The sequence below is a fragment of the Telluria sp. RB2R28 genome, from assembly GCF_059685835.1.
Window position 1 is genome coordinate 899,749 of the sequence record NZ_JCASIK010000001.1, and the last position, 23,959, is coordinate 923,707.

19 protein-coding genes are annotated in these 23,959 nt (G+C 64.9%); 4 read left to right on the forward strand and 15 right to left on the reverse strand.

The features are described 5' to 3' along the window. Positions 1–87: 87 nt before the first annotated feature. The 3 genes from AC56LV_RS04085 to AC56LV_RS04095 are packed head-to-tail and all read right to left on the reverse strand — an operon-like array spanning position 88 to position 3,648. Positions 88–1,878 carry a putative bifunctional diguanylate cyclase/phosphodiesterase gene (locus tag AC56LV_RS04085; protein ID WP_499556157.1) on the reverse strand — a complete coding sequence of 597 codons (1,791 nt, stop codon included), beginning with the start codon at positions 1,876–1,878 and terminating at the stop codon, positions 88–90. Then, positions 1,868–3,229, reverse strand: coding sequence for a sensor domain-containing diguanylate cyclase (locus AC56LV_RS04090; protein WP_499556158.1), 1,362 nt, complete (start codon positions 3,227–3,229; stop codon positions 1,868–1,870). The genes AC56LV_RS04085 and AC56LV_RS04090 overlap by 11 nt, the downstream gene beginning before the upstream one ends. After that, a complete protein-coding gene (locus tag AC56LV_RS04095) occupies positions 3,226–3,648 on the reverse strand; it encodes a PAS domain-containing protein (protein ID WP_499556159.1) in 423 nt (140 codons plus the stop codon). Before AC56LV_RS04095 ends, AC56LV_RS04090 begins: the two co-directional genes overlap by 4 nt. A 154-nt stretch (positions 3,649–3,802) precedes the next feature. On the opposite strand from AC56LV_RS04095, the gene AC56LV_RS04100 reads away from it, so the two are divergent. Then, entirely contained in the window at positions 3,803–5,032 is a 1,230-nt protein-coding gene (locus tag AC56LV_RS04100) for an AMP-binding protein (protein WP_499556160.1), read from the forward strand. A gap of 14 nt (positions 5,033–5,046) precedes the next feature. Here the strand turns inward: AC56LV_RS04100 and AC56LV_RS04105 are convergent, their stop codons facing one another. Together AC56LV_RS04105 and AC56LV_RS04110 are read right to left on the reverse strand one after the other, a co-directional pair. Further along, a complete protein-coding gene (locus AC56LV_RS04105) occupies positions 5,047–5,406 on the reverse strand; it encodes a DUF1428 domain-containing protein (RefSeq protein ID WP_499556161.1) in 360 nt (119 codons plus the stop codon). Positions 5,407–5,502: 96 nt separating this feature from the next. After that, positions 5,503–7,932: a penicillin-binding protein 1A gene (locus tag AC56LV_RS04110; protein WP_499556777.1), complete on the reverse strand. Its 2,430-nt coding sequence runs from the start codon at positions 7,930–7,932 to the stop codon at positions 5,503–5,505. 205 nt (positions 7,933–8,137) lie between these two features. Between AC56LV_RS04110 and AC56LV_RS04115 the strand changes: the two genes are divergently transcribed. Then, positions 8,138–10,384, forward strand: coding sequence for an OPT family oligopeptide transporter (locus tag AC56LV_RS04115; RefSeq protein WP_499556162.1), 2,247 nt, complete (start codon positions 8,138–8,140; stop codon positions 10,382–10,384). 346 nt (positions 10,385–10,730) lie between these two features. Here AC56LV_RS04115 and AC56LV_RS04120 read toward each other — a convergent pair whose 3' ends face one another. Next, a complete protein-coding gene (locus AC56LV_RS04120) occupies positions 10,731–12,179 on the reverse strand; it encodes a peptide MFS transporter (protein ID WP_499556163.1) in 1,449 nt (482 codons plus the stop codon). A gap of 316 nt (positions 12,180–12,495) precedes the next feature. On the opposite strand from AC56LV_RS04120, the gene ppnN reads away from it, so the two are divergent. Then, a complete protein-coding gene (gene ppnN, locus AC56LV_RS04125; protein ID WP_499556164.1) occupies positions 12,496–13,917 on the forward strand; it encodes a nucleotide 5'-monophosphate nucleosidase PpnN in 1,422 nt (473 codons plus the stop codon). Between the two features lie 59 nt (positions 13,918–13,976). Here the strand turns inward: ppnN and lysS are convergent, their stop codons facing one another. The 3 genes from lysS to prfB form a co-directional block, all read right to left on the reverse strand. Then, positions 13,977–15,512 carry a lysine--tRNA ligase gene (gene lysS / locus AC56LV_RS04130; protein ID WP_499556165.1) on the reverse strand — a complete coding sequence of 512 codons (1,536 nt, stop codon included), beginning with the start codon at positions 15,510–15,512 and terminating at the stop codon, positions 13,977–13,979. A gap of 52 nt (positions 15,513–15,564) precedes the next feature. Continuing rightward, on the reverse strand, positions 15,565–16,236 hold the full coding sequence (locus tag AC56LV_RS04135) for an HAD family hydrolase (protein WP_499556166.1): 672 nt from the start codon (positions 16,234–16,236) through the stop codon (positions 15,565–15,567). A 13-nt stretch (positions 16,237–16,249) separates the two neighbouring features. After that, a protein-coding gene (gene prfB, locus AC56LV_RS04140; protein WP_183551853.1) for a peptide chain release factor 2 occupies positions 16,250–17,354 on the reverse strand; the annotation gives its coding sequence in 2 pieces (ribosomal slippage) (positions 16,250–17,272 and positions 17,274–17,354; 1,104 coding nt in all). A 133-nt stretch (positions 17,355–17,487) separates the two neighbouring features. Between prfB and AC56LV_RS04145 the strand changes: the two genes are divergently transcribed. Next, the gene (locus AC56LV_RS04145; RefSeq protein ID WP_499556167.1) at positions 17,488–19,509 is read left to right on the forward strand and encodes a bifunctional 2',3'-cyclic-nucleotide 2'-phosphodiesterase/3'-nucleotidase; all 2,022 of its coding nucleotides are present in this window, start codon (positions 17,488–17,490) and stop codon (positions 19,507–19,509) included. A gap of 45 nt (positions 19,510–19,554) precedes the next feature. Here the strand turns inward: AC56LV_RS04145 and AC56LV_RS04150 are convergent, their stop codons facing one another. The 6 genes from AC56LV_RS04150 to AC56LV_RS04175 all read right to left on the reverse strand — a co-directional run bounded on the left by AC56LV_RS04150 (position 19,555) and on the right by AC56LV_RS04175 (position 23,864). Further along, positions 19,555–19,875 (reverse strand): DUF2288 domain-containing protein, encoded by a 321-nt coding sequence (locus AC56LV_RS04150; RefSeq protein ID WP_332533648.1) that lies wholly within the window; start codon positions 19,873–19,875, stop codon positions 19,555–19,557. 16 nt (positions 19,876–19,891) lie between these two features. Further along, positions 19,892–20,581, reverse strand: coding sequence for an RES family NAD+ phosphorylase (locus AC56LV_RS04155; RefSeq protein WP_499556168.1), 690 nt, complete (start codon positions 20,579–20,581; stop codon positions 19,892–19,894). After that, the gene (locus tag AC56LV_RS04160; RefSeq protein ID WP_499453514.1) at positions 20,578–21,015 is read right to left on the reverse strand and encodes an MbcA/ParS/Xre antitoxin family protein; all 438 of its coding nucleotides are present in this window, start codon (positions 21,013–21,015) and stop codon (positions 20,578–20,580) included. The genes AC56LV_RS04155 and AC56LV_RS04160 overlap by 4 nt, the downstream gene beginning before the upstream one ends. A gap of 76 nt (positions 21,016–21,091) precedes the next feature. Further along, positions 21,092–21,919, reverse strand: a complete 828-nt coding sequence (locus tag AC56LV_RS04165) for a hypothetical protein (protein ID WP_499556169.1) — start codon at positions 21,917–21,919, stop codon at positions 21,092–21,094. After that, positions 21,909–22,637 carry a hypothetical protein gene (locus AC56LV_RS04170; RefSeq protein WP_499556170.1) on the reverse strand — a complete coding sequence of 243 codons (729 nt, stop codon included), beginning with the start codon at positions 22,635–22,637 and terminating at the stop codon, positions 21,909–21,911. Before AC56LV_RS04170 ends, AC56LV_RS04165 begins: the two co-directional genes overlap by 11 nt. Beyond that, positions 22,638–23,864 (reverse strand): sialidase family protein, encoded by a 1,227-nt coding sequence (locus tag AC56LV_RS04175; RefSeq protein WP_499556171.1) that lies wholly within the window; start codon positions 23,862–23,864, stop codon positions 22,638–22,640. Between the last annotated feature and the right edge of the window lie 95 nt (positions 23,865–23,959).

A 23,959-nucleotide genomic window follows, 5' to 3' on the forward strand; every position in this document is an offset into this window, starting at 1 on the left:
ATCATCAAGCCACTACGGGTTTACACGAATAGGAACAAAGAGTTCATTCTTGTAGGACGACACGCCCAGCGCACGTCAGCGCAAGCGTCAGTGCAGGGGGCAGTGAACTTCCGCATCGTGGGTGGCCAGCCAGGCAAGCAGCTCGGCAGCCGGTAGTGGCCTGCTGTAGAAATAGCCTTGCACCTTGTCGCACAGGTGGTTGCGCACCACGTCCAGCTGAGACTGCGTCTCGATGCCCTCGGCCACCGTGGTCATCCCCAGGCTGCGGGCAACCTTGACGGTGGCTTCGATCAGCACGCGATGATGGGCGCTGGTATCGGCCTGGCAGACAAACGAGCGATCGATCTTGACCGTGTCCACGGGCAGCAGGTGCAGGCTCGATAGCGACGAATAGCCGGTACCGAAATCGTCCAGCGCCAGCTGGATGCCCAGAGCCTTCAGGTCGTGCAGGCGCTGCTGGATATCCTGGTCCTGCGCGGCGAGGCTTTCGGTCACCTCCAACTGCAGGCAGCCCGGCGGCATGCCGGTGTCGCGCAGGATCCGCCGCACGCCGTCGATCCACCCTGGTTGCGCCAGCTGCGCGCGCGACAGGTTCACGGCCATCAGGCCGGGGGCACGCTCGCCCAGGCGTGCGCGCCAGTCAAGAAAGTCGCGGCAGGCGCGTTCGAGGACGAAGTCGCCCAGCATGCCGATCAGGCCGCATTCCTCGGCCACTTCGATGAAGTCGATCGGCGGCACGATGCCGCGCACCGGATGGCGCCAGCGCACCAGTGCCTCGACCCCGGCGGCGTAATCGACGCCGCCACACGGCAGCAGGCGCACGACTGGCTGGTACACGACGAACAGCTGTTCTTCGACCAGGGCCTGGCGCAGTTCGGCTTCGATGCCGGCGCGGCGTGCGGCGCGTTCGCGCATGCTCGGCGCGAACACCACGTGGCGGTTGCCGCCGGTCCGCTTGGCCTCGACCATCGCGATGCCGGCGTCGCGCAGCACGTCGTCCGGCTCGCGCAGTGCGATCTCCGGGTCGTCCAGGCTCCATGCCAGGCCGACGCTGGCGCCGCAGACGATATCGTGGCCGTCGACCAGGTAAGGGTGGGCCAGCGCGTCGAGCAGGCGCAGCGCGATGCGTTCGGCGTCGGCGCGCCCGCGCAGGCCGTCGAGCAGGACGACGAATTCGTCACCGCCCGTGCGGGCTGCGAGCTGACCGGCCTGCGTGCCCGGTTCAATACGGCCCAGTGCCGGGCGCAGCGCGCCGCGCAGGCGGTCGGCCATGTGCATCAGCAGATGGTCGCCGACCGCCTGGCCCAGGCTGTCATTGAGCTGGCGGAAGCGGTCGCAATTGACGGTCAGCACCGCAAAGCCGACGTCGGACACCGGCTGCGCCAGCAGGTGCTGCAGCGCGTCGCGCACCGCTTCGCGGTTGGGCATGCGGGTCAGGTTGTCGGTGCGCGCGGCGTTGCGCAGGCGGCGCGACAGCACCTCTTGCTCGCGCTGCACTTCGAACGTGGCGTCGGCCACGGTCGCCATCAGGCGCTCGGGGTCGAGCTTCATCAGGTTCAGCGCCAGCACCTGCAGGCTCCCGCTGGCGGCGTGCGGCACGCCCACCGGCAGGCGCAGACCTTCGCAGATCATGCCGGACGGTTCGAGAAAGGCCTCGACCATCGACGCCAGATGCGGCGCCACGGGCGCGAGCACGTCGAACAGATTGTCCAGGCCCTGCGCGGTGGCCAGCGGCATCAGGAGCCGCGACGCCATCGGGTTGAGCATGTCGACCGTGCCGTCGAGCGAGGTCTGGGCCAGGCCGATCGGGGCCCGGTACAGGAACTGCACCAGCGCTTCATAGGCGTCGACCGCCTCGTGCTGCACTTTAGGCTCCATCGAGCGCCTCCTGGGGGGCAGCGACGGTTTCGGATTGCCAGGCCAGGGCGCGGTTGCGGCCTGCGCGCTTGGCCGTGTACAGGGCCTGGTCGGCCTGCTTGATCAGCAGGTCGACGCCGCACTGGCCGTCAACCGAGACCGCCACGCCGGCGCTGATCGTGCACACGATCGCCTGGCCGTCGAAGCTCTTGGCGTCCAGCGCGACGCGCGCGCACAGGCGTTCGGCCAGATCCAGCGCATGCGCCAGGTCGGTCGACGGCAGCAGCACGGCGAATTCCTCGCCGCCGATGCGCGCCACGACATCGACTTCGCGGAAGAAGTCGAGCAGGATCGCCGCCAGGTGCTGCAGCACGGCGTCGCCGCCCGGATGCCCGTAGCGGTCGTTGATGGCCTTGAAGTGGTCGGCGTCGAGGATGATCATCGCCGTCGGTCGCGGCGCGGCGCGGCTGCGTTCGAACTCCTGGCTGGCCGCGTCAAACAGCGCGCGGCGGTTGGCCAGGCCAGTCAGGTGGTCACTGAACGCTTCGCGCCGGCGGCGCTCGGCGATGTCGCGCTTGTCGGACACGTCGCGCAGGATCAGGCAGTAGGCCGGGCCCTCTTCGCAGGGCAGGCTCGGCGCGCCGTCGGCGGCGTCACGGTCGGCTTCCGGCAGCGGTGCGATCATCACGCTGCCCCAGAATGCGCTGCCGTCAGCGCGCAGCAGGCGGCTTTCGTCCAGCGCCCAGCCGTCGGCGTCGGCTTCGCGCAGGCGGTCCAGCGCGCGCTCGGGCGTGATCGCATCGTCTGGATAGAACATCGTGTAGCTCTGGCCCTCGGCGGCGGGGCCGAAGCCGGTCACGCGACCGATGCTGGGGTTCCATTCGCACAGGCGGCCCTGGGAATCCAGGCTGGCCAATGCGTAATCGGTGATGCCGGTCAGGACCGCATTGAGCCAGGCGTCGTTCTGACGCTGGCGGCATTCGCGCCGCACCTGCTCGGTGATGTCGTCGATGACCGCCATGATGCGGCTGGCGTCGAGCCGGAGAAGGGTGATCGACAGGATCTGCGGCATGCGCTTGCTGCAGCCGCTGCCGGCATGCAGGTGCACGTGCATGCCGTCGCAGATCTTGCCGCTCTGGACTGTACTTTGCTGGCACAGGTTGCGCAGGTCGGGCGCGATGTCCTCGAGCGCGACGAACAGGTTGTCCAGCCCGCCATTGCGCGAGTGCGGCATCAGGAGCTGGGCCGCGATCGGGTTGATCATGGCGATGTCGCCATCGCCGTCGAGCTGCACCAGCCCAACCGGGGCGAGATACAGGAACTGGATCAGCGCCTCGTATTCCGCGCTGAGCTGGGCGAGGTCGTCAGTCACTTTGGCTGTCGCTTGACGAGAACGTAGCGCGTCGCGTTGCCCGGGGTGGACAGCAGGCGCAGGGCGACTTTTACCGGACGCATGCGCAGCGTCAGGACGTAGTCGATGGTTTCGTCGAGGGCATTATTCTGTTCCAGCGCGTCATCGAAACGCTGCGCGACCATGAAATTGTTCATGCATGGTGCGACGTTGGTGAACAGCGGCTGGCCCAGGACGCGCTGTGGCGACAGGCCGGCGGCCTGCGACTCGAATGCGTTGTACCGGTTGACCTCGGTGTTCGCGTCGAAACCGATGACGCCGAAATCGAGCTGGTCCAGTTCTTCGGAAGAACACGCGTCGAGTCGGGTGGCCAGCTCGGGAAAGTCAAAGGCAAAAGTCATGAATTGGGTGCCGACGCGCGGCCATTGGATATTGGTCATCGATGTTGCCATGTGCAATAAACACGTGTCAATTGCCCGATTGCAACAATTCACTATTTAATTGCGAGAATGTGTCTTTCACCACAGTCCGCGGCAAATTGACAGCCTCACGTTTCAACGTCACCATGCTTTCCTCTTCATGTTCTCACATTTCATGACACATAAACCGGATGATGCGGCCTGCTGGTGGCGCGACGGGACGGGCTTGCAGCGCCTGGTCGCCGACCTGCTGGGCGCAGAACTGGCGGCGCTGCGGCCTGGCAGGCAGACGCTGGCGCAACCCTGGCCTGCATCGCTCGATCTGCGCGTGGACCTGGGCGCCGATTCCCTCGAGCTGATGGGTCTGGCGTCGGCGCTGGAAACGCAATTGCACTTGCAGGGGACGGCCGACGCGCCATTGCTGGTGCGCACGCGCCTGGCAGACTGGCTGGCCGCGGCGCGCGCCGGCCTGGATGCGGACGGGAGCGCGCTGACGTTTCGTACCTCGGGCAGCAGCGGCACCCCCAAGCCATGCACGCATCCGCTGGCCTTGTTGTGGCAAGAGGTCGAGGCGCTCGCCCAATTGCTGCCCGGCCGCCGGCGCATCGTCAGCCTGGTGCCGGCGCACCATATCTATGGCTTCCTGTTTACGGTCCTGCTGCCGCGCCGCCTGGGTATCGACGCTGTGTGCGACCTGCGCGGGCACGCGCCGGCGGCGCTGGCGGCCCGGCTGACGGCGGGCGACCTCGTCATCGGGCATCCCGATCTGTGGCGCGCGTTCGGCCAGGCTGCGGGGCCGCTGGCGCCGGACGTCGTCGGCGTGACGTCGACGGCGCCGTGTCCGCCAGATGTGGCCCGCGCTGCGCTCGGCACGGGGTTGGCGCGGCTGGTGCAGGTGTATGGCAGCTCCGAGACCGCCGGCGTCGGCTGGCGCGACGAACCGGAGGGCGGTTATACGCTGTTCCCGTACTGGTCACGCACTGGTCAGGCCAATGACCTGGAGCGCCAGTGTCCGGACGGGACGCGTCAGCCAGCGGTGTTGCAGGACCGGCTGGCGTGGCGCGACGACGGGCGTTTTCAGCCGGACGGGCGCATCGACCAGGCGGTGCAGGTCGGCGGCATCAATGTGTTTCCGGGCTATGTGGCCGATGTGCTGCGGCTGCATCCGGCCGTGCTGGAGGCGAGCGTGCGCCGCATGCGGCCTGATGAAGGCGAGCGGCTCAAGGCCTTTGTGGTGGTGCGTGACGGCGTCACGCTTGACGCCGGTCTGCAGGCCGGTTTGCAGGCCTGGCTCAGCGAGCGCCTGGCAGCGCCCGAATGCCCGGCGGCCTATTCGTTCGGGCCGCGCCTGCCGCGTGGGGCGAGCGGCAAGCTGGCCGACTGGATCATCGACAGCGACGTCTAGCGGCGTGTGCGGGTCTAGAGCGTGACGAAGTTCTCGAACCCGCCAAAGAACATGCGCTTGCCGTCGAACGGCACGCCGCCCGGCTGCATCATGGCGGCCAGGCGCGGATCGTTCATGACTTTTTCGTTGACCTCGTCGCGATGGGCGCGCGATTCGTAGACGGCCCAGGCGAGGATCACCGTTTCGCCTTCTTCAAGTTGCACGCTCTGCGGGAACGATGTGTGCACGCCGGCCGGAACATCGTCGGCGATCCATTCACGGTATTCAAGTGCGCCATGCTCGCGCCAGACGGCGCCGGCCAGCTGCGCCTGGGCGCGGTATGCTTCGATGCTGGAGGTGGGAAGCGGAAGGACAAAACCATCGACATATGCCATGTGGATCTCCCTGGACGGTTGGATGCGCGGCGCGCGTCTTTAACCAACCAGTACACGGCGCACGAGGTTCCCGACGCTGATGCCGGGAACCTCAGGCTACCACAGGCTGTTGTCGGGTGGTGGCGCTTGCGGGGGCTGTTGCGGGGGGAGCGCGGGCGGCTGCGGTTGCTGGGGCGGCTGCACCGGCGCAGACGGCGCCACGTTGGGCAGGGCCTCCAGCGGCGACGGTCCTTCGAGCGGCGCATCGTCGAGCGGCTGCTGGAATTCGTCGACGGGCGCAGCCGGCGGTGCGAGCGCGATGTCGATGGTGCGCGTTTCGGTCGCATCCGCGTATTCGGGATAGATCCAGTCCTGGCCATCGTTGACCAGGTCGTCCGGCGGCGTGCGCTCCTGCGGCGGGACCTTGGCCAGCGCCACGCGCATGTAATCAATCCAGATCGGCATTGCGAGCGTCGCGCCGAATTCGCGGCCGCCCAGCGAGCGCGGTTCGTCGTAGCCCATCCACGATACCGCCACCACCTTGCCCGCGTAGCCGGCGAACCAGCCGTCAATGGCATCGTTCGTGGTGCCGGTCTTGCCGGCCAGGTCGGTGCGGCCGAGCTGCCTGGCCGAGCCGGCGGCGGTGCCGAAGCGGGCCACGTCGCGCAGCATGCTGTCGACGACGAAGGCATTTCTCGCCGTGATCACGCGGTTGGCTTCCTGCGGGCCCTGGGATGGCGGGACTTCGGCAATCACGCTGCCATTGCCATCGACGATGCGTTGGATCAGGTAGGGCTTGACGCGGTAGCCGCCGTTGGCAAACACCGAGTACGCGCCGGCCAGCTGCAGCGGCGTGACGGCGCCCGTGCCCAGCGCCATCGTGTAGTTGCGCGGATGGCGCGCCAGGTCGAAGCCGAAGTGCTCGAGATACTGGTGCGCGAAATCGACCGACACCGCGCGCAGCACGCGCACGGTCGGCACGTTCTTGGATTTGACGAGCGCCTGGCGCAGCGTGACTTCGCCGTCGAACACGCCGTCGTCGTTTTGCGGGCGCCACGGATTGTCTTCGCTGGCCCCGGGCAGTTCGATCGGCGCATCGAGAATGCGTGTGGTGGGCGAATAGCCTTTTTCAAGTGCGGCTGAATACACGAACGGCTTGATGCTCGATCCCGGCTGGCGCCACGCCTGCGTCACGTGGTTGAACTTTTGCAGGTTGTAGTCGAAGCCCCCGACCAGCGCGTGGTAGGCGCCGGTGTCGGCGTCGATCGCGACGAACGCCGCCTCGACCTGCGGCACCTGCACGATGGCCCAGTCGCCGGCCTTGTCCTTGCTGACGCGGATGACCGCGCCCGGCGTGATCCGCAGCGACTCGCGCGCCGTTGGCTGCAGGCCGGGGCTGGCGAACTTCAGGCCGGCGCCCTTGACGACGATGTCTTCGCCGGACAGCAGCGTCACCCGTACCTGGCTCGTGCTGGCCGCCAGCACGACACCGGCCAGCAAGCCGTCGCTGGAACGGCGCGCCTGTAGCGCATCGGCAATGGCTTCGTCGCGTTGTTCGGGCTCCGTTGGCAGCTCGACGCGCGCCTCGGGGCCGCGGTAGCCATGGCGGCCATCGTAGGCCAGCACGTTGCGGCGCACCGACTCATACGCGGCCTTTTGCTCGGCCGCGCGGATCGTCGTCGTGACCACAATGCCGCGTGTGTAGGCTTCTTCGCCGAACTGTTCGTAAACCGCCTGGCGCGCCAGCTCCGCGACATACTGGGCCGGCGTATCGAATTTCTGGCCGGCGTCGCGCTTGACGCGCAGCGGTTCGGCCAGCGCCGCGGTGTACTGCGCCTGGGTGATCGTGCCCAGTTCGAGCAGGCGCTTGAGGATGGCGTGCTGGCGCGCCGCTGCGCGTTTTGGATTCGACACGGGATTGGTGCGCGCCGGATTCTGCGGCAGGCCGGCCAGCATCGCCGTCTCGGCCAGCGACAGCTGATCGAGCGTCTTGCCGAAGTAGCTGCGCGCGGCGCTCGAAAAACCGTACGAGCGCTGGCCCAGGTAGATCTGGTTCATGTACAGCTCGAGGATCTGGTCCTTGGTCAGCGAGTTTTCGATCTTGTAGGCGAGGGCGACTTCGGTCAGCTTGCGCGTGAGGGTCTTTTCATTAGTAAGGAAGAAGTTGCGCGCGACCTGCATCGTGATGGTGGATGCGCCCTGGCGGAAACCGCCGCGCAGGTTAGCGCGGGCCGCGCCCATCGCGCGGATGAAGTCGATGCCGCCGTGTTCATAGAAGCGCGTGTCCTCGATCGCGAGCACGGCGCTTTTCATCATCGCGGGGATTTTCGCGATCGGGACGAAGTCGCGGTGCTCGACACCGAACTGGCCGATCAGCACATTGTCTTGCGTGTAGATGCGCAGCGGGATCTTGGGGCGGTAGTCAGTGACGGCGTCGATCGGCGGCACCTTGGCGCTGATCGCGCTCCACACACCGATCGCCAGGCCGCCCGCGATCAGCAACAGCACAGCGAAAAAGATCAGCACGTACGCGTACGCGCGCTTCATGCCCAGCAGGGTTTTTCCGGACTGTTGGTTGGTCGCTTTCAATGCCGAACTCTCACTGTGAAACTTGCTGCAGGCCACGTGGTGGGCCGGGATCGGGCGATTATAGTCCGCTTTCAGCGCGCGCTTTCTTTCCGTACGTGCATGTGCGATATTCCTGCTTTCGGTTCGTCCGCAGTGGCGAGCTACGCCCGACAACAAGGACACCATGCCGCCCGACTCAAGCTTCAAACCGTATATTCCCGCCCATGCCCAACTGGCAGAAATGACGCCACGCGCCCTGATCATGGGCGTCATCCTGGGCATGATCTTCGGCGCGTCGTCGCTGTACCTGGTGCTCAAGGTCGGCCTGACCGTCAGCGCCTCGATCCCGGTGGCGGTCATCGCCATCACGCTGTTCGGCGTGGCGAAGCAGCTTGGCGCGCGCGAATCGACGATCCTGGAAAACAGCATCGCGCAGACGGCCGGTTCGGCCGGCGAATCGCTGGCCTTCGGCCTGGGGGTAACGATGCCGGCGATCCTGATCCTGGGCTTTGACCTGGAAATCTCGCGCGTGTTGCTGGTGGGCGTGCTCGGTGGCCTGCTGGGCATCCTGATGATGATCCCGCTGCGCCGCACGCTGATCGTCGACCAGCACCGCGAACTGAAATACCCGGAAGGCACGGCCTGCGCCGAAGTGCTCAAGGCCGCGGCCACCGACGTCTCACGTGACGCGGCAGGCGAAGTGCGCATCGCCGGCAGCGACGCGGCGCGCATCGCCAAGCGCCGCGCGCTGCTGATCTTCGGGGGCTTTGGCATCGGCATCCTGTACAAGACGCTCAGCGTGTCGTTCAAGGGGTGGCGCGACACCGTCAACTTCGAGTTCGGCGCGCCGCTCAAGACGGGTAGCATCGGCGCCGAGATCTCGCCCGAGCTGGTGGGCGTGGGCTACATCATCGGACCGCGCATCGCCTTCACGATGGCCGCCGGCGGCGTGCTGGCGTCGCTGATGCTGGTCCCGATGATCAAATTCTTCGGCGAGCTGGCCAGCACGCCGCTCTCGCCCGGCACGATCCCGATCCGCGACATGACGGGCGACGATATCCGCAGCGCCTATATTCTCTACATCGGCGCTGGCGCTGTGGCCACGGGTGGCCTGATCTCGCTGGCGCGCTCGCTGCCGACGATCTGGAACGGCTTGCGCGGCGGCCTGGCCGGCATGAAGAACGGCAGCAGCGCCGACGCTTCGCTGCGCACCGACCGCGATATCCCGATGAAGTGGGTCGTCATCGGGTGCCTCGCGATCGTCGCCGTGATCTCGCTGGCGACGCCGCTGCACATGAACGTGCTCGGCGCGGTGCTGATCCTGGTGTTCGGCTTCCTGTTCGCGACCGTGTCGTCGCGGCTCGTGGGCGAGATCGGGTCGTCGTCCAATCCCATTTCCGGGATGGCCGTGGCCACGCTGCTGTTTACCTGCCTGATCTTCTTGCTGATGGGCTGGACGGGCGGCCAGTATTACGTGACGGCGCTATCGGTCGGCGCGATCGTCTGCATCGCCGCCAGCAATGCCGGCACCACGTCGCAGGATCTGAAGACCGGCTACCTGGTGGGCTCCACGCCGCGCATGCAGCAGTACGCGATCCTGTGCGGCGCGTTTGCATCGGCGCTGATCCTGGGGCCGGTGCTGCTCAAGCTGAATGATGCTGGCACCGTGTACGTGCCGGCAGCGCAGGTGGCGCCAGGCCTGACGGTCGATGCGTCCCGGTTGACCGACACCGGCACGCTGCATGGCCCGCAGGCCGAGACCGACAAGAACACCTATAAAGTCTGGCACAAGACCGACACGGTCGGCGGCCCGGCCGGCAAGTACTTCGTCGACAACGCGGGCAAGGCCGTGTACCTGGTCGACCCGGGCATCAACGGCCACCACAAGACGCGGCCCGACGGCACCGAAGTGAAGAAATACGATGCGCCGAAAGCCGTGCTGATGTCGTACATCATCAAGGGTATCCTGGACCGCGAGCTGCCGTGGACGCTGGTGCTGTTCGGCGTGATGATCGCGATCGTGCTGGAAATGGCGGGAATCGCGTCGCTCGCATTCTCGGTGGGCGTCTACCTGCCGCTGGTGGCGACGCTGCCGATCGCCATTGGCGGCACGGTGCGCTGGCTGGCAGACCGCCGCAACAACAAGCTGCCGCAGAACCTGGGCCTGAACGAAGAAGAACGCCAGGCCGCGAACGACCGCAGCTCGGGCGTGCTGCTGGCATCGGGCTATATCGCCGGCGGCGCGCTGGCCGGGATCATCATCGCGATCACAGCGGGCGTGCTGACGGACTTCGACGCCGCGGCAGCGCGCTGGGCCGAAACCTACAACCCGTTCTTCGCCGGCGACAGCGCGAACGTGCTGAGCATGCTGCCATATGCGGTGATCGTAGGCCTGCTGTTCTGGGTGGCGCGTGAAAAGCCGGTGAGGTAGGGCGGACCGGGACGCGCAGTCGGCTAAGGCAACAGCTGGGGTCAGGTCTGACATTCGGACACGACCTCAGCCTTGCTCACGTCCAATACAGCTAATAAAGCTAGGGTCAGGTCTGACATTTAGACACGACCTTGGCCTTAGCCACTTCCAACGCCGTGTTGCCAGCATTGGCATGGCTCTGTGACAGCTGGTTTTAATTCCCCGACTGTCGAGATCGCGTCCGAAAGTCAGACCTGACCCCGGCTTTTGGTTGAGATCGTGTCCGAAAGTCAGACCTGACCCCGGCTTTGGCAGAAACAAAAAACGGCGGCCCGCAGGCCGCCGTTTTTATTGGTGCGAATGACGCTTACTTCACGCCGTGCATCAGCTTCTGGATCACCGGCGCCAGCAGCACCAGCAGGATACCGCCGCCCAGCAGCGACAGCAGGCCGAAGTTGTAGCCGTCGAGTGCCGATGCCACCGTCATGCCGGTTTCACCCGAGACGTGCGAGGCGAAGATGCCCGACAGGTTGTTGCCGATACCGGTCGACAGGAACCAGCCGCCCATGCCCAGGCCGACGAGGCGGGTAGGGGCCAGCTTGGTGACCATCGACAGGCCGATTGGCGACAGGCACAGCTCACCGACCGACTGGATCACGTAGACCGCGAACAGCGTCCAGAACGGGATCTTGCCGTTACCGTCGATCAGCTGCGACAGGGCGTAGACCAGCAGGCCGAACGCGATGCCGTTGAAGATCAGGCCCAGGCCGAATTTGCGCGGGATCGATGGGTTGGCATTGCGCTTGCCGAGCCAGACCCAGACGGCGGCGATGATCGGTGCGAAGACGATGATGGCCACCGAGTTCACCGACTGGAACCAGGCCACAGGGAAGGTCCAGCCGTTCAGGTCGCGGTCGACGATGTTATCGGCCAGGAACGTGAACGAGCTGCCGGCCTGCTCGAAGAAGCACCAGAACAGGACGTTGAAGAAGAAGATGATCATCATCGCCCATGTCTTGTCGCGAGCCACTTTGCCTTCGCGGATGCCTTCGATGATCAGCATCGCGGCCAGGCCGATGAACAGGACCGTCAGCAGGATCTGCAGGTTGGCGGCGCCCGCTTGCAGCAGCAGGTAGACGATCGGGATCACGATCAGCGAACCGACGATGACGACGCCCAGGCGCTTCGGGCTGGCCAGTTCGCCGACCGGTGCGCCGATGCCCTGGAGCGTCTTGCGGCCGATGAAGAACCAGACCAGCGAGATCAGCATGCCGATGCCCGAGGCCAGGAACACGATCTTGTACGCCGGCATGGCGGCGGTGCCGAACACTTTTTCAGCCAGCAGCTGGGTCAGGATCGGTGCGAAGAATGCGCCGACGTTGATGCCCATGTAGAAGATGGTGAAGCCGGAATCGCGACGGGTGTCGTTGAGCGCGTACAGCTGGCCGACCATGGCCGAGATGTTCGGCTTGAACATGCCGTTACCGACGATGATCGTGGCCAGACCGAGCTTGAACACGTCCTGGTTCGGAATCGAAATCATGAACAGGCCGGCCGCCATGAAGGTGGCGCCGACCAGGATCGAGCGTTGATAACCGATGACGCGGTCGGCCACATAGCCGCCGAAGACGGCGCCGGCATACACCAGCGCGAGGTAGGAACCGTAGGTAAGGTTGGCACTGGCCTGGCCAGCCGCGTCGCCGGCATAGAACTGGCCGACGATGTAGAGGACAAGTGCCCAACGAATGCCATAGAAAGCGAAGCGCTCCCAGAATTCCGTCATGAACAGCATCCACAGCGGTGCTGGATGGCCCATGATCTGCTTGAACTCTGGAAGAGGTCCCCGAGCTGGGGTAGTAGCTGCACCGCTCATGCGGTTCCTCCCGAAAATGTAATGACAAGGTAATTGTTATATGGCGCTATTCGACGGGCGAACATTCCAATAGGCACGCATTCTAGTGCATATCCTGCATCGTACGAAGCTTTTTTCCCGGTGCGCAGACGGGGCTCGAACATGGTGCACTGCACCCTGTTTTGGGGCGCGCATGCGCCATCGGATTGGCGTATATTGCTGTACAGGACGGTCGGATTATTGGCATCCGCATCACAGAATCGAACGAGGACATCCCATCATGACGCAAGCAGCAAGTGAATTACCCGTAGTAGATACCGAGCTGTCCCCCGAAAGCCGGCAAGTGGTCGACACGCTGATCTCGCCCGAAGGCCAGCTCGAAGTGCTGTCCAAATCTGAAGTCAGCAAGCTTCTCGACACCGGCCGCACCGGCCTGTACGACGTGTTTCGCAAATGTGCGCTCGCAGTACTCAATAGCGGCAGCGACATCGACGACGGCAAGGAACTGCTCGAGCGGTACGCGAGCTTCGACATCAGCATCCTGCAGCGCGAGCGCGGCATCAAGCTCGATATTCGCGGCGCGCCGGCCAGCGCGTTTGTCGATGGCAAAATGATCCGCGGGATTCACGAGCACCTGTTCGCCGTACTGCGCGACATCGTGTTCGTCAATTTCGACGTCACCGACAACCCGAAGTTCGACCTGACGCGCACTGACGGCATCACCGACGCGGTATTCCATATCCTGCGCAACGCCAACGTGCTGCAGGCGCAGCGCAACCCGAATCTGGTCGTGTGCTGGGGCGGGCACTCGATCTCGCGCATCGAGTACAACTACACGAAGAAGGTCGGCTATGCGCTGGGCCTGCGCGAACTCGATATCTGCACGGGCTGTGGCCCGGGTGCGATGAAGGGGCCGATGAAGGGCGCCACGATTGGCCACTCGAAGCAGCGCCTGGCGGGCGGGCGCTATCTGGGCATTTCAGAGCCGGGCATCATCGCGGCCGAGTCGCCGAACCCGATCGTCAACGACCTGGTGATCATGCCGGACATCGAAAAGCGCCTCGAAGCCTTCGTGCGCACCGGGCACGGCATCGTCGTGTTCCCGGGTGGCGCGGGGACCGCAGAAGAAATCCTGTACATCCTCGGTATCCTGCTGCATCCCGATAACGCCGAGATCCCGTTCCCGCTGATCTTCACCGGCCCGGCATCGTCGCGCGACTACTTCACGCAGATCGATGCCTTCCTGTCGTTGACGCTGGGTGAGGCGGCGCAGAAGCGCTACCAGATCATCATCGACGATCCGGATGCGGTAGCCGTGGCAATGGTCAAGGGCATCAGCGAAGTGCGGGCCTTCCGCAAGGCGCACAGCGACGCCTACTATTACAACTGGCGCCTGAAGATCGACCACGAATTCCAGAAGCCGTTCCGCCCGACGCACGAGAACATGCGCAACCTCGACCTGCACCGGGGTATCCCGACCCACCTGCTGGCGGCCAATCTGCGCCGGGCGTTTTCGGGCGTGGTGGCCGGGAACGTGAAGGAAGAGGGGATCCGTGCGATCGATCAATTCGGCAAGTACGAGATCCGCGGTGAAGCCGCGATCATGGGGCCGATGGATGCGCTGCTGGCGTCATTCGTCGAACAAAGCCGCATGAAGTTGCCGGGCAAGGCGTATACGCCTTGCTACACGATCGTGCAGTAAGCATAAAAAAAGGCCACCCGAAGGTGGCCTTTTTCATGCGGGCGTCAACGCCCCGACACTCAGTCTTCCTTGCGCAAATGCGGGAACAGCAGCACGTCGCGGATGTTCGGCGAATCGGTAATCAGCATCATCAGACGGTCGATGCCGATGCCGCAACCACCTGCCGGCGGCATGCCGTATTCGAGCGCGCGGATGTAGTCGGCGTCGTAGAACATCGCCTCTTCATCGCCCGCATCCTTGGCTTCGACCTGCGCCAGGAAGCGCGCTGCCTGGTCTTCCGGATCGTTCAGCTCCGAGAAGCCGTTGGCGATCTCGCGGCCGACCATGAACAATTCAAAACGCTCGGTCACGCCGGCGCGGGTGTCCGATGCGCGCGCCAGTGGCGAGACTTCGGCCGGGTAGTCGACGATGAAGGTCGGCTCCCACAGCTGCGCTTCGGCGGTTTCCTCGAACAGCGCCAGTTGCAGCGCGCCCAGGCCGGCGGTGGCGAATGGCTTCACGCCAAACTTCTTCAGTTCGGCCTTGATGAACTCGGCGTCGTTCAGCTGCTCCGGTGTGTAGCCCGGTGCGTACTTGTCGATCGCCTCGATGATGGTCAGGCGCTGGAATGGCTTGGACAGGTCCAGCTCACGGCCACCGTACGACAGCACGGCGCTGCCATGCGCGTCGACTGCCGCCTGGCGGATCACCTGTTCAGTGAAGTTCATGATCCACTTGTAGTCGGTGTACGCCGCATAGAATTCCATCATCGTGAATTCAGGGTTGTGACGGACCGAGACGCCTTCGTTGCGGAAGTTGCGGTTCACTTCGAACACGCGATCGAAGCCGCCGACCACCAGGCGCTTGAGGTACAGCTCCGGTGCGATGCGCAGGTACATTTCCATGTCCAGCGCATTGTGGTGCGTGACGAACGGCTTGGCCGCGGCGCCGCCCGGGATCGGGTGCAGCATCGGCGTTTCGACTTCCATGAAGCCGTTGTCTTCCATGAAGCGGCGCATCGACGACATCGCGGCGGTGCGCGCCTTGAACGTGCGGCGCGTGTCCTCGTTCATGATCAGGTCGACGTAACGCTGGCGGTACTTGGTTTCCTGGTCGGCCAGGCCGTGGAACTTGTCCGGCAGCGGGCGGATCGCCTTGGTGATCAGGCGCAGCTGGCTGACCTTGACGGTCAGTTCATCGACCTTGGTCTTGAACAGCGTGCCTTCGACGCCCAGGATGTCGCCCAGGTCATAGCTGCGCAATTCGTCCATCGCGGCTTCGCCGGCGCTGTCGAGCGTGATGTAGATCTGGATGCGGCCGCTGGCCGACGGGCCCGAGCTGTCCTGCAGCGTTGCGAACGCCGCCTTCTTGCCCGCCTCGCGGCGCAGCATCATGCGACCTGCCAGCACCACCGGAATTGGCTCTGCTTCGAGTTCTTCGCGCGTTTTTTCGCCGTACGCCTGGACCAGGTCGGCCGCCTTGTGCTGCGGGACGAAGTCGTTCGGGAACGCGACGCCTTTTTCGCGGATCGCCGCCAGTTTGACGCGGCGCTCGGCCATGATCTTGTTTTCGTCGGCGCCTTGCAACGGTGCCTGTTCTTGGTTCTCGGTGGTCATAGTGGTTGTTGTTAATATTGGTTGAACGTGCCTGCGATGCATTCAGCAGTAGTTAGGACAGCGAGAGCAGCGCTTCAACGTCCAGCTGCGTGAAGTCGTTGACGATCGCAATGACGTTATCGAATTCGGCAAATGCCTCGGCTGGCAGCGTGGTGGTCAGCACCACGGCGCGCATGCCGGCACGGCGCGCCGCTTCCACGCCCAGCGGCGCATCTTCGAACACGATGCAGTGCGCCGGCAGTACGCTGCAGCGGTCGGCGGCCTTGAGGAACACGTCAGGGTGCGGTTTGCCGCGCGGGACGTCCACGGTGCCCACGACAACGGCGTCGAACTTGCGGTGCAGGTCCATCTCGTCGAGGATGAAACTTGCGCTGCCCGGCGAGGCCGACGTGGCCACCGCCAGGGCCCAGCCCTGTTCGCGCGCGCGGTCGAAGAAGGCGTCGAAGCCGTCGATCGTGCGCCGGTGCGGGCCATACAGCTCGCGGTACAGCACTTCCTTTTCGTGGTTCAGCGTTCCGAGCGCATCGTCGTCCAGGTCTGCGCCCAGATAGTGGCGCAGGATTTCCTTGCCCTGACGGCCGGCCGTGTCGCGAAAGAACGCATCGGGCTCGATGGTTTGCCCCCGCCGCGCGAAGAACGTGATCCACGCACGGGTGTGGAAGTCCATATTGTCGACGATGGTGCCATCCATGTCGAAGATCAGTGCGCGGGCGGGTGTCGTCATGCGGGGTAAGCCTTTATACGTTTTGCTTCAGGGACGCCGAGATGAAATCATCGAGGTCGCCATCCAGGACGTTCTTGGTGTTGCCGGTCTCGAAGCCGGTGCGCAAATCCTTGATGCGCGACTGGTCCAGCACGTACGAGCGGATCTGATGGCCCCAGCCGACGTCGGTCTTGGAGTCTTCGAGCTTCTGCTGCTCGCTCATGCGGTTACGCAGTTCGAGTTCGTACAGCTTGGCGCGCAGCATGTCCCAGGCTTCGGCCTTGTTGCGGTGCTGCGAGCGGTCGTTCTGGCACTGGACCACGATGCCCGACGGGCCGTGCGTCAGGCGCACTGCGGAGTCGGTTTTGTTGATGTGCTGACCACCGGCGCCGGACGCGCGGTAGGTATCGATGCGCACGTCGGCCGGATTGATCTCGATCTCGATCGAATCGTCGACTTCCGGATACACGAACAGCGACGTGAACGACGTGTGGCGGCCATTGGCCGAGTCGAACGGCGACTTGCGCACGAGGCGGTGCACGCCGGTTTCGGTGCGCAGGTGGCCATATGCGTACTCGCCGTCGACCTTGATGGTGGCGGTCTTGATGCCCGCGACTTCACCGTCGGACTGCTCGAGGATCTCGGCCTTGAAGCCCTTGCGTTCGCAGTAGCGCAAATATTGACGCAGCAGCATCGACGCCCAGTCCTGCGCCTCGGTGCCGCCGGCGCCGGCCTGGATGTCGATGAAGCAGCTCGCGTGGTCCATCGGATTGGAGAACATCCGGCGGAATTCCATGGCCTCGATGATCTTCTGGATCGCATCGACGTCGCCCGCGACGGCTTCCATCGTGTCTTCGTCGCCTTCTTCGCGCGCCATCTGGAACAGGTCCAGGGCGTCGGCGAGATCGGCCTTGGCTTTCTCGAGCGTCAGCACGACGCCCTCGAGCGCCTTCTTCTCTTTGCCCATTTCCTGGGCGCGCTTCTGGTCGTTCCAGATGGCCGGGTCTTCCAGCTCCTGGTTGACCTGTTCTAGTTTCTCTGACTTCTTATCGAAGTCAAAGATACCTCCGAAGTTCGGCCTCACGACCCGTCAGGTCGTTCAGCAGGGCGGAAATGGCGTTGATGCGTTCGGCTTCCATGATATCGGCAGTCTCAATGTGGGTTGAATCGAACCGGGGATTATACCCGAGGAGTAGCGCCGCTGCGGCGGTATGGCTTGCCCGGCGGCAGGGCAAGGGGTACCATCGCGCGGTCTCGTTACCCGGATTACCCATGAACCGCTCCCTGCGTTATCAGATCAGCACCGCGCTCGTCGCCACCTTCGCCCCATTGCTGGTCAATGCTCCCGCCTATGCGGCCAAAGCGCCCGCCGGCGCCACCGCTGTCCTGGCCGTGCTGGAAACCTCCGACCTGCACGCCAACGTCGTCGGCTACGACTACTACAAGCTGGCCGCCGAACCGTCGATCGGCGTCGACCGCACCGCTACGCTGATCCGGCAGGCGCGCAAGGAATTCGCCAATACGTTGTTGCTCGACAACGGCGACACGATCCAGGGCACCGCATTCGCCGACTACCAGGCGCTGGTCAAACCGCCCGCCTGCAACGAGGTGCTGGGCATCTACAAGATCATGAACGCGCTGGGCTACGAAGGCGGCACGGTCGGCAACCACGAATTCAACTACGGCCTGCCGTTCCTGAACCGGATCACGGGCAGCCAGTTCCAGGTCAAGGGCGTCGACAAGGGCGCACGTTGCGCCGGTCCGGCGTTCCCGATCGTGCTGGCCAACGTGAACAGCCTGCAGACAAAAGCGCCGCTGTTCGCGCCATACCGGATCATCGACAAGAAGATCACGGCGCGCGGCCCGGATGGCAAGCCGGTCGCGACGCTGGTAAAAGTCGGCATCATCGGCTTCACGCCGCCCGACATCATGGCGTGGGACAAGCGCTGGCTGGAAGGCCGCGTGGTCACTGCCGGCGTGCGCGAAACGGCCGAAAGATACATCCCCGAGATGCGCCGGAAGGGCGCGCAGCTGATCGTGGCGCTGTCGCACGGTGGCCTGGATGATGCCCCGTATTCGCCGGCCATGGAAAACGCCAACTGGCACCTGGCCAAGGTACCGGGCATTGACGTCATGCTGATGGGGCACGCGCACCAGCTGTTCCCGAACGCAGACAGCACCATCCCGCAATTCAACCTGCCGGGCGTGGACAAGGCGCGCGGGCTGGTGCACGGCGTGCCAACCGTGATGCCGGGCCAGTGGGGCAAGCATCTGGGCGTGGTCCAGCTGCACCTGGCCTACGACGGCAAGACCTGGTCGGTCGACAAGGACAAGACTGTCGTGCAGGCGCGCGCCACGCAGACGGGGCCCAAGACCTTCGTCGAACCGGACGCCGAGGTAGCCGCCCTGGTGCGCGCCGAGCACGAAGCGACGATCGCCTACGTGAAGACGCCGGTGGGGCGTTCGGCGTTTCGCATGACGAGCTATTTCGCGGATGTGGGCGACCCGTCGGCGCTCGAAGTCGTCAACCGCGCGCAGGCCGAGTACGTGAGCAACTACGTCAAGACCAACCTGCCGCAGTACGCCAGTTTGCCGGTGCTGTCGGTGTCGGCGCCGTTCAAGGCGGGCTTTCCGAGCGTGACGGATTACACCGACGTCCCAGCTGGCGACCTGGCGCTGAACAACGCGGCGGATTTGTATCTGTTTCCGAATTCGCTGTATGCCGTCAAGGTCGATGGCGCAGGGCTGAAGGCGTGGCTGGAGACGGCGGCGCAGCGCTTCAACACGATCGACCCGGCAGTGAGCGCGCCGCAGGAGCTGGTCAACACGCGCTTCCCGAGCTTTAACTTCGACACGATCACGTCGAAGGATGTCAGCTACGAGATCGACGTGACCAAGAAGCCCGGTGAGCGCATCGTGAACCTGACGTATCTGGGCAAGCCGGTGGCGCCGACGCAGGCGTTCCTGGTCGCGACGAACAACTACCGGGCCAGTGGCGGTGGCGGCTTCCCGGGGCTCGACGGCAGCAATGTCGTCATCGCGTCGCCCGACAACAACCGCGATATCCTCATTGCGCATATCCGCGCAGCCAAGGAGCTGACGCGCGCATCGCATGGCGCGGCGCGCAGCTGGCGTTTTGCGCGCGTCGAGACGAAGGGGCAGGTGGTGTTTCATTCGGCGCCAGGCCTGGAAGGGCTGGCACGCGAAGCGGGGCTGGGCAATGTCAGCCAGGTGAGGGCCGATGATGGCAGCGGCAAGGGGACGGCGCTGTACGCGGTCGATCTGTCGAAGTAAGCATTCGTACCCTGATAAATGCCGGCCTTGGGCCGGCATTTTTATTTAGTGCACCGGCTTTTTCTCGTCCTGCACCAGCACGAACGGGCTCACCACCGACGCCCACAGCGTCGCATCCGTTGCCAGCCAGGCTTGCGCCTGCTCGTCGCTGACCTTGGCCACCTGGCCATCGCCCATCCAGCGTGTGATGCTGTCACGGTCGTCGTGCGCGATGCGCAGCGCGACATCGATCAGGTCGAGCGTGCTCGACACCCACACCACGCTGCCGCTGGCAAAGTGGCGTTGCAGCTCGCTCCATGCGACGCGGCCGGTTTCGCGGTTGATCTTGTCGTGCAGTTCGGTGTCGTTCTCGGGTTTGGTCTTCATGTGCATGGTCATCTGGTCAAAGAATCTCGACCGCAGGTTGCGGCGAACCCGCCCATGTTAACCGATAGGTGTGCGCCTTGCGCACGTTGCCCACCAGCGCCGGGCGGAAGCACGCCAGGCATGTACCGCCAGGCTGGCGCACGCTCGGGAAGATCACGCCGAGCGAACCGGCGCCCAGCAACTCGTTGGCCAGCGCCTGCGACGCGATATAGCTGGCCGGGTCGAGGCAGGCCTCGAAGGCGGCGATGCCGCGCAGGTCGTGGAAGGTCGCGCTGAAGTCCGCCAGCAGGCACTGGTAGCTGACGCTGTCGTCGAAACGGTTGATCTCGGCGTATTCGACGGTCTTGTGAAAGATGACTTCGGCCAGCGACGTGGCCGCGTCGAACCCGCAGTACCAGGCGCCACGCTCGCCGTCGTTGAAACGGCTGCCTTCCGGGCGCGCATACGTGAACGCCGCGTTGATGATCCGGAAGTTCGGCACGCCGAACACCAGTTCGTCCATGCCGATGCCAGGGGCCTGGCCGGATTCGGCGCGCAGGCGTTCATTGGTGGCGTTATCGAGGTCGAACAGGTCGCGCAGCGCGTCGTCGCTGTCGGCCAGGGGCGCGAGTACCGAGTCTTCGACATCGGCGAAACGTGACGGGATCAGGCGGCAGGTATCGAGCTGGCGCAGCAGCGTCAGCCTTGGCGTGACGGGCGAGCTCACAGGCCGCCGCGCCTGGCGTCGAGCAGCTTGCGCACGGTCTGCATCGCCAGCAGGCCGCCGGCCTGCATGAAGGCGAGCGGCGTGCGGCCGGCAAAAATCGGGTTGGTGTTGGGCAGGCGTACCCATTCGTCCGCGAGCTTGTCGCCATACAGGATGTGCAGGCTTTTGTAGATGCCGAGCAGGTACGAGATACGTGTGATGCGGTCGACTTCGAGCACCCGGTCGGGGTTTTTCTTCCAGTCGTAGAACGACGACGATGACAGGCCGCCGAGCAGCTCGCGCGCATCGTCGTCGCGCAGGCCCCAGGCGGCAGCAAGCCGGAAAAAGCCGGTCAGGGCCGAGCGGGACAAACGCTCGCGCTCGGCCTTGGATGTCAGGTCGACCAACGTCGCCGGCTCGAAACGGCTCTTGGGGTAGGCATAGGCAAGGCTCATGATTCCTCCGGTTTTGGAGTATTTATACTCCAATTTGGGATCAATCGCAAGCCCCGTATGGCTGGCGCCGATCGACTCAGTCCGCGCCAACCGCGGTGACGATCGCGCCAGCGCCGGCGCTGAGCATCCAGCCCGTCATCAAGAGATAGAACATCAGCAGCGTAAACAGCACCGAGACGCGGCGCGCATCCAGGCCGGCAAACAGCGGCTTCTTGTCGTAGGCAACGCCGACGAAGTAGGCGCCAAACACGGTGGCCAGGTAGTGCACGGCGCCGAACGTCTCGCCCAGTTCGCCCTTGCGCGGATGGTCGATCAGCAGGTGCGACAGGATCACCAGCACCAGGTACGGAATCGACGCGGCCAGCGGCGGCAGGTACAGGCCGAAGCGTTCGACGAAGGTGCGAACGGCAGGGCGCTTGCGCGCCAGCAGCGGCAGGAACAGATTGTGGATCAGGCCCGAAATCAGGATGACCTTGAGCAGCACGGCCTTGTGCAGGCTTTCCTCGCCAAAGCCCAGGTTGTGCAGATTGGTTTCGGCCTGCCGGTTATTCTGCACGAAGAACTCGGGCGACTGGATTTGCAGGATGCGCTGGAACCAGCTGATTTCTTCCAGCGCAGCCACGGCCACCAGGCCGGTCAGGCCAAGCAGTACCAGCACTTCGAGCCGCATGCCGCCGTTCTTCCAGCGGTCCACCGCCACGTAGCCGAGCAGGCCTGACGTGAGCGAGAACGCCAGGAACTGCATCCATTCGACGATGCCGTCTTCCACCAGCAGGCGTGAGAGCTCGTGCGGATTGCCTGACCATGCCAATGCCAGCAGCAGGATGAATGCATTGATGATGGTGGCCGACATGATGACCGGATGTTTGTACCAGGGATGATTGACTGCTAACTTATTGACCACCAACTTGCTCCTTCAGAGACGTAAAATGTTCAGCCGCGATTGGCTGCAGCGCAGGGCCCGGTGCGGGATCGGGATCGCCATCGCTTGATGTGCTGCGGTCAGCGACGCGGCGCCCCGTGCGGCGCAGCGCGCCGGCCAGCAGCACCGCAATGGCCCAGCCAAACAGCAGTGGGTCGAGCAGGGCGTCCCACAGGTTGCCGCTTGGCAGGCGCAGCACCGAGAACAGGACGACCGCACCCAGCACCGCTGCCGCAATCCCCGGCGCGTGATGCCGCGCGATCGCCAGCGCACAGGCGCCGGCCAGGATGACCGCGACGACCGGCGCCAGGGCGCCGCCGAAACCGGCGTAATAGTAACCGCTCGTGAGAAAGCCGACTGCGTCGAGGTACAGCAGGGTCCCGGCGACGGCCAGCACGCCCGCCAGCGATGCCGGCATGGCCGCGCTGCGGCGGGCGCCGTTCCAGCCCTCCGTCAGGCGTACCAGGCAGCAGCCCACCAGCAGGCCGCTGGGATACTGGAACGCCAGACCCAGGTACCATGCGGGCGACAGGTTGCCGGGCAGCGCCATCAGGGCCAGTGCGCCGGCCAGGATGGCAGCCACGCCGGTACGCGCGAGCGGCGCCGCGCCGCGCCACAGCGCACAGGCCACGGTGGCAGCGACAATCGCCCAGCCAATGCGGCCGTACACGATCTGGCTTGCGAGATCCGGCAGTGTCATCTAGGTGGAACCTTCCGGTTGAATACGGTAGCGATGGTGCGCAATCGCCTGGCGCTGCCAGGTGTAGGTAATATGCAGCTCGTTGCCGACCTGCTGCATCGATGGGTACGAAAATTCGTCACCGGCCGGCCCCTTGGCGATGTCGGCGATCGTGCGCCAGGTGCGCATGTCGTCCGAGATCGACAGGCGCAGGATGCTGCGCGCCGATGCGCCGCCTTCGACGTGATTATGCAGCATCAGGAACTGGCCGCTGGAAAGGCGTATCGCGGCGACCGACGTGCTGTAGTTGGGCAGATCGAGCGCCGGCAGATCGCGCCAGGTGGCGCCGCCATCGAGACTCGCTGCATGCTGGACCAGTTGCTGCTCGCTGTCGTCGCGCATCACGGCGCGCACCTCGTTCTTCGAGATGGCGACAAGGGCCGGCTGCAGCGTCGTGGTGCTGTTGCCGATGCGCGCCAGCGTGGTCGGATTGCCGTCGGCGTCGAACGCCATCAGCATCGGATACTTGTTGCCGATCTCGAAATACACGGGGAGCCACCAGCCGCCATCGCTCAGCATCAGCGGCGCGGTGCGCACCAGCGCGCTGGTATTGAACAGCGGCGAAGTCGGCAGGATGCGGCGCACATGGAAGGTGGCGCCCTGGTCGTTCGACACCAGGTGCGCAATGCGGGCCGCGGCCCAGCCGCCCAGGCCCGTGGCCACCACATACAGGTGGATCTTGCCGGTGCGGTCGGTCCAGGCGACGGGATTGCCGATGCGGCGCACACCGAAACCCAGTTCGGCGCCCAGCGTATCGCGGCTGGCGACCATCCTTGGCGCGCTCCACGCACCATGGGCCCAGGTCGAGGCAAAGACTTTGACGTCCGGGCCGCTCTCACGGCTGCCAGCCCACCAGAACGCGAGCATGCGATTGCCAGGCAGGGCGGCGAGCGTGCTGGCGTGGGCTGATGGCATGCCGCGCGGCGCGGGGATGTGGGCGTGCGAAAGTTCGGTGAGTGTCACGCGGCCAGGGCTGGTCGTGGTCAGGTTCGGAACAGTCGGCACGGCAGCTGCCATGGCGGCGGCGCCAGACGCGCCGCGCCAGCGCAGCGCCTCCGCCGCGATCACGAGCACCAGCACGGCAAGCAGCAAGCCGCCGAGAAGAATCGCATGATGTCTAGGCGGCCGGGGGATCGCGGACTTCTCCATTCGCTTCCAGTCGAAGAACCCGGCAAGTGCGTTGCGCACGGGGTTCGGGCAATGAATTTTTCACCGGTGATGTCATGCCAATGTCGCGGGCGCCAGCGTACGATCGTGACCGGGAAAAGGCGCTATCCTACCGT